Below are 6,000 nucleotides of genomic sequence, written 5' to 3' on the forward strand. Positions count from 1 at the left end.
AAAATATCAAGGTAATTTTCAATGGAGTCCAACACTCTCAGGGCTAAAGGATCGGGAGGGTTTTGGGTTGTTCAGACCTGATTTTTTGTCATTGGAATTGCTTTGAGTAGGAAAAGAGGTGGTTAAGGTTTACTGTTTAATTTTATGTAATTTGAAAGTTTTACTTTCAAATTACATACTTTATGGTTAATTTAAAAAAAACCTACTGAATTTAAGTAACAATGATCCATCGGATTCTTGAAGAAAAACTGATCCAGGGTCTAAAATCCATGCCAGTAGTCGTCCTATTGGGACCCAGACAGGTCGGAAAGACAACCCTTGCAATAGATCTGAACAAATTCGACCTGGGTAAACCCCTCCATTACCTGGATCTGGAACTTGATTCGGATCTGGCAAAGCTGGATGATGCGGAAAGCTACCTGAGAAGGTTTGAAAACCAACTAATGGTAATCGATGAAATTCAACGTCGCCCCGCGTTATTTAAAATCCTCCGGGGATTGGTGGACGTAAGGAAAAGAGTTGGGGAAAGAACCTGCCAATTTTTGCTTTTGGGGTCTGCTTCGAAAGATCTATTGCAGCAGTCTTCTGAGACCTTGGCTGGCAGAATCAGGTATTTGGAACTCAGTCCATTTTCAGTCATGGAGCTGTATCAGAATGATCCTTCGGGATTCAACTATGAGAAACTCTGGTTTAGAGGAGGGTTTCCAGATAGCTATCTGGCCGAAACGGATAGTGACAGTTGGGATTGGAGATACGATTTTATCACTACCTACGTAGAACGGGACATACCCTTATTTGGAGCCCAGGTTTCAGCTACCCGCATGAAACGATTTTGGTCCATGCTGGCGCATTACCATGGCCAACAAGCCGTGCTTAGCGAAATAGCTAAAAGTCTGGAAGTCAGTCACACCACCATTCGGACGTATTTGGACATTCTTCAGGATTTCTTTATGGTGAGGCAGTTGCAGCCCTGGTCTGGGAATACCAGAAAAAGATTGGTCAAGTCCCCGAAGATTTATATTCGAGATACGGGTTTGTTACACAGTCTATTAACGATCCCCAGTTTCGAACAATTGATGGGACACCCGTTGGTTGGCGCTAGCTGGGAAGGGTTTGTTATAGAAAATATCAGTACGCTCCTGACCCCCGATTGGGTCAGCAGCTATTATCGATCAAGCAATCAAAGTGAAATAGACTTGGTTTTGGAAGGACCTGCCCGGGAGGTTTGGGCGATAGAAATAAAAAAATCGGTTTCCCCAACCTTGAGTTCAGGATTTTACCATGCTTGTGAAGACATACAAGCCACAAGAAAGCTTGTGATTTATTCCGGTTCCGACCAATTCCCTATGAAAGGCGGTATTGAAGTAATAGGATTGGTGGCATTTTTGAAAATGATTAGGGAAAAAAATTAGGACAAATCCGAAATCGAACCATTTGCACATTAGCAAATCAATTTATCAGCCAATCATTCATCAAACCATTGTACCATCATATAATCAAACCATCAATTTGTGCTGGGTGAAATTTGCAATTTCTCCCAGATATTTACGAAAATGCAATTTGGAACACCATATTCCAAAAGGCCATTTGTAATGGCCAGGCATAAATGAAATTTAGTTATTTCTTCATAAAACCATGTAATCGTTTGAAATCACGTAATCAGGATTGTAAATCCTGCTAGTCCAGGTTCGGAATTGCAAATTCCGAACAGCACGGTTTACCAATAAAATGCAGATAATAACTAGGAACCTTTGTTTTTTTTCAAATCACTCTTTGCTTCTTTGACAAATTTTGTCAAGTTTTAAGTATCCAAAATCCAAAAATTGTATGCGTAGCCTGGGAGAAACCATCAGGGAATTAAGGAATGAAAGGGAACTTCCACTTCGGACGGTGGCTGATCATCTCGGTATTGACCAGGCTATTTTGAGTAAGATCGAACGCGGACTCCGAAGACCAAAGCGGGAGCTGGTAGTCAGACTGGCTGCTTATTTTCAAATTTCCGAAAAAGATTTATTGCTGGCCTGGTTAGCAGACAAAATAACGTATGAGCTTGGTGATGAAGAGCTCGCTTTGGAAGCATTGCAAATGGCTGAAGAAAGGGCAGCTTATGCCGCATTTCAGAAAATTGACAGGGATCGGATTCTGAGAAAAATACAAAATGGAATCAGCAAATTCAAGCAGGTAAAAAAGGCCTGGATATATGGATCATTTGCCAGGCAAGAAGATGGGCCGAAAAGCGATGTGGACATTGCGGTTCAAGCTGATCCCACTTTCTCCTATTTTGATCTGGTGGATATCCAATATGCCTTGGAAAAAACCATCGACCGCAAGGTGGATATAGGATTTATCGATTCATTTAAACCTTATATTTTTGAGCAGGTAAAAAAGGACCTAAAATTGATATATGAAAGAGAAGCATTGGGATAGCCAGAGGAGATTAGCGCAAATCCTTAAAGCCATAATTACCATCGACCGATATGTAGAAGGGTTGGATCGGATTGCTTTCTGCAAAAACGGGCTTGTTCAGGATGCTGTATTGATGCAATTTATTATTATCGGGGAGTCAATCGACTACGTGGAAAACGAAAAATTGGTTAAATATGACTATCCATGGTATAAGGTTAAGTCCTTTAGAAATATGATCGCTCACGACTATTTCAACATCAAAATGAAAGCCGTTTGGGAAATTATCCAAAAAGACTTACCCCATTTAAAATCAATTGTTTCCGTAATTTTACAATCGGAGTTTTGACTTTTCGTATGCCGGATTGTACTCGTTTGCGGTAGCCAAGGTGGTGGTTAAGGGTTAAAGGGCCGGAAACGCTTTGGAAGCTGACAAAAATAGGGATATTCTGTGTTTCTTTTACGGCAATTTGATAAGACGGGTAGGAAAAGGGTTGTTTAGATTTCGTCAGATGATATTGACTTGGGCAGCAAAGTACCCTGGTAGCTTTTTGGGATTTTGTATCGAACTCCAGGCATCCAGTCCATGTTTCCGTTACCGATAGGTATTTCTCGCGGAATTGATTGGTTTTTATTATTTTTATAAATCATTCACGTGTTTTGTTAGCCCTATGGAAACGCAACCTGAAAAAAACATAGCCAAAGAACCTGACTTTGCTTACGGCTCCTACACGTATGCGGATTATCTTACCTGGGAGATAGATGAAATGGTAGAACTGATCCGTGGAAAGGTGTTTCGACAGGCAGCCGCACCACGAGTGATACACCAACGGATTTCCGGAAAAATTTTCTACTCGCTGTACGATTTTCTAAAGGGTAAGCCTTGTGAAGTATTCTCAGCACCTTTCGATGTACGACTGCCGGTGGCTTCTAAAAAGAATGAAGATATCGATACGGTGGTCCAACCAGACTTATGTGTCGTATGTGATGCAGGGAAGATAGACGAACGTGGCTGTCTTGGTGCGCCAGACTTGATCATAGAAATACTTTCTCCCGGTAACAATCGAAAAGACTTGAAGTTGAAATACGACGTGTATGAGGATTCGGGAGTGAAAGAATACTGGGTCATCCATCCGGATGAGCGAACGCTTCTTATTTATACCCTGGATAAGCGGAAATACCGCGCCTCCCGTTTATTCACCTTGGGTGACAGGGTAATTTCTGAAGCCCTGCCTGGATTTGAGCTGAAGCTGGATCATGTGTTTGGAGGATTATAGTTTGGTCTCTGGCTTGGGATTCCAAGGCACAAAATAGAATACTAAAACAGTATCATATACGGAGCCAGTATTTCGGACTACAGTAGAATAACACCTAACCTATTATAGGGTGAATCAAAAAGAACATTGTGTTACGTCCTGATTACAATATCCTCCAAGATCCCCCAAAGGCTTGTATTGGAACAATATGTTATTTTTTTGCCATACCTGCGTATCAAAGAAACGAAAGACAGCATGCGCTATCCAGTTATTCAAACCCAAGCACTGAAAGTGCGCAATACCCAAACACAGGGTGCAGCCCACATCAGTCCATAGAAAAAAATATGCCGCCCATACAGGGCTCAGAGCAACCGGGGATTCCCATGTCGATGGGCTACACCCATCGCTGAGGTATCCCGCCCTTTCAGGGCTTGGATGAATGAAAACCGAACGGAATCCCGAGCACTGAAGGTGCGCAATACCAAAGCACAGGGTGCAGCCCTGTGACAAAACCCGAAACCTAAACCCCAGCCCTGTAAGGGCGAAATATGTTTGCCAAAACGCTCATCAGTCCATAGAAAAAAATATGCCGCCCGTTCACGGGAAAAACAGGCCAGTTCACAGGTAATACAATTATTCATTTATATTTTTTGATTTTATCCATTAGATTGGGAAGTAATAAGAGCAAAAATATATCTGGGCTCCTATTTTTCTGGTAATCTACCTACTATTAAACTGTTTGATCCGCATGAATAATTGTTTCGACAGTTCCGGTAGAATCCTTGGATGACTAAAAGTAGCATTACAAAGGGATTACCAGCGTTGCAGACATCAAAGAATACAATGCTTAAAAGTAGATAAAAAAAATTCTTTCGCGATGAGTGGGCACAAATCCCGGGTGTCTTTAGCTGGTCCGGGAAAATAACAAATATTACTAATTTAAAGAAAAATGAAAAAGTTAAATTTAGAAAAATTAAAGTTGGCAGCAGAGGATGTGCTACAGCGAAGCCAAATGGGAAATATTTATGGAGGATCCGGTAATTGCAATAACAATGGTTGGTGGAAATGTATGTGTTCGCCGGATGGTCCGTGGCAGTCCATATATATAACCGATTGTTCCTATCCTGAGGATGCGATGGTTGAGTGTGCTTGGGTGATACGATGTGAAAGGATTTAATTTTTTGAAAATTTCGGAATATCCAAAAGGATATTCCGATTATATTATTTAAAAATAAAAATATGCTCCAAATACCAAATCTATATTTTTTCACATTTTTATGCCTTTTGACTATATTGATATCCTCTTGTCCATCCCCTTCAACTGTTAAAGAATTACCAACCATTGTAATTCCTGAAAATATCGATTCAGATCTTTATTTAACTGATTTAACCCGTTCAGTACAGCGAGTACAATTAGAGACCAATGAAACTGCTCTTTTAGGAATAATTAAAGATGTCAAATATTATAATAAAAAATTTTATGTAAATGATGGAGTCCAGGTTCTCGTTTTTAACGATAAAGGAGATTTTCTTTTTAAATTAGGAAATCAGGGAGATGGACCCGGCGAATATGGAGTTGTCTATTCCATGGCAATTGATTTCGATTCAAATTTGATTTATATCTCATCTGCTAGAAAATTAATTGTTTTCTCTCAGGACCATGAATTGATTGAGGAAAGGAGATATCCTATGTTGCTTCCATATATTAATGTTATCGATAAGAACATATTGATCATTTCTGACGAAATTGTCGAAGATTCTGAGCTTGGAATTACTAATAACACAACTTTGTACAAGCTAGGTCATGATTTGATCGTTAATGATAGCTCAATGATAAGAAAAGTAATTATCGACGAAAATAAATCTACAGGGTATAATTTTAAATTTTATATATCAAGTGATGAGTTTGAAAACTATTTCTATAAACCAGTTTTAACACAAGAGTCAATTTTTCCAGATACTCTCTACCAAATAGAAGGAGTTACAATGACACCATATAAAAAAATTGTTTTTGAAAAATCGAAAAAGTTAGATTTGGATGGGTATATTACACCTTTAATGTTGAATATTTCTAACTCTTCCTCCTATATAGTATGTGAATATATGCAAGATGCTGAAAGAATGTTGTTCTTATATGAAAAGAGTACATCCAAATATTATAATTTGAAAAATGGTATTTTGGACAAAGATGGAATCCCTATCATGATCAGACCTTTAGATTCAAAAAACAATATTTTCTATTATTGAATAAGGCGTTTGTTAAATGGTTGGAATAAGGCTATATTGTCGTTAAACGCTGATTTTATGGAAAAGAAGTATAAGAGTCTGTCTATATTCGAAT

General features: G+C 39.1%; 5 protein-coding genes. All 5 read left to right on the top strand.

Annotation, left to right across the window (positions count from 1 at the left end):
• Nucleotides 1-269: 269 nt before the first annotated feature.
• The 5 genes from GCU44_RS19200 (at nucleotide 270) to GCU44_RS19220 (ending at nucleotide 5,906) form a co-directional block, all read left to right on the top strand.
• Nucleotides 270-1,412: an ATP-binding protein gene (locus GCU44_RS19200; protein WP_206670860.1), complete on the top strand. Its 1,143-nt coding sequence runs from the start codon at nucleotides 270-272 to the stop codon at nucleotides 1,410-1,412.
• A 415-nt stretch (nucleotides 1,413-1,827) separates the two neighbouring features.
• Nucleotides 1,828-2,427: an XRE family transcriptional regulator gene (locus tag GCU44_RS23025; RefSeq protein WP_161993983.1), complete on the top strand. Its 600-nt coding sequence runs from the start codon at nucleotides 1,828-1,830 to the stop codon at nucleotides 2,425-2,427.
• Nucleotides 2,405-2,752 carry a HepT-like ribonuclease domain-containing protein gene (locus GCU44_RS19210; RefSeq protein WP_154858756.1) on the top strand — a complete coding sequence of 116 codons (348 nt, stop codon included), beginning with the start codon at nucleotides 2,405-2,407 and terminating at the stop codon, nucleotides 2,750-2,752. Before GCU44_RS23025 ends, GCU44_RS19210 begins: the two co-directional genes overlap by 23 nt.
• Nucleotides 2,753-3,074: 322 nt before the next feature.
• Entirely contained in the window at nucleotides 3,075-3,680 is a 606-nt protein-coding gene (locus GCU44_RS19215; protein WP_154858758.1) for a Uma2 family endonuclease, read from the top strand.
• A gap of 1,263 nt (nucleotides 3,681-4,943) precedes the next feature.
• Nucleotides 4,944-5,906, top strand: a complete 963-nt coding sequence (locus GCU44_RS19220; RefSeq protein WP_161993984.1) for a 6-bladed beta-propeller — start codon at nucleotides 4,944-4,946, stop codon at nucleotides 5,904-5,906.
• Nucleotides 5,907-6,000 lie beyond the last annotated feature (94 nt).

This window comes from Cyclobacterium xiamenense (genome assembly GCF_009467825.1).
Taxonomy (GTDB): Bacteria; Bacteroidota; Bacteroidia; order Cytophagales; family Cyclobacteriaceae; genus Cyclobacterium; species Cyclobacterium xiamenense.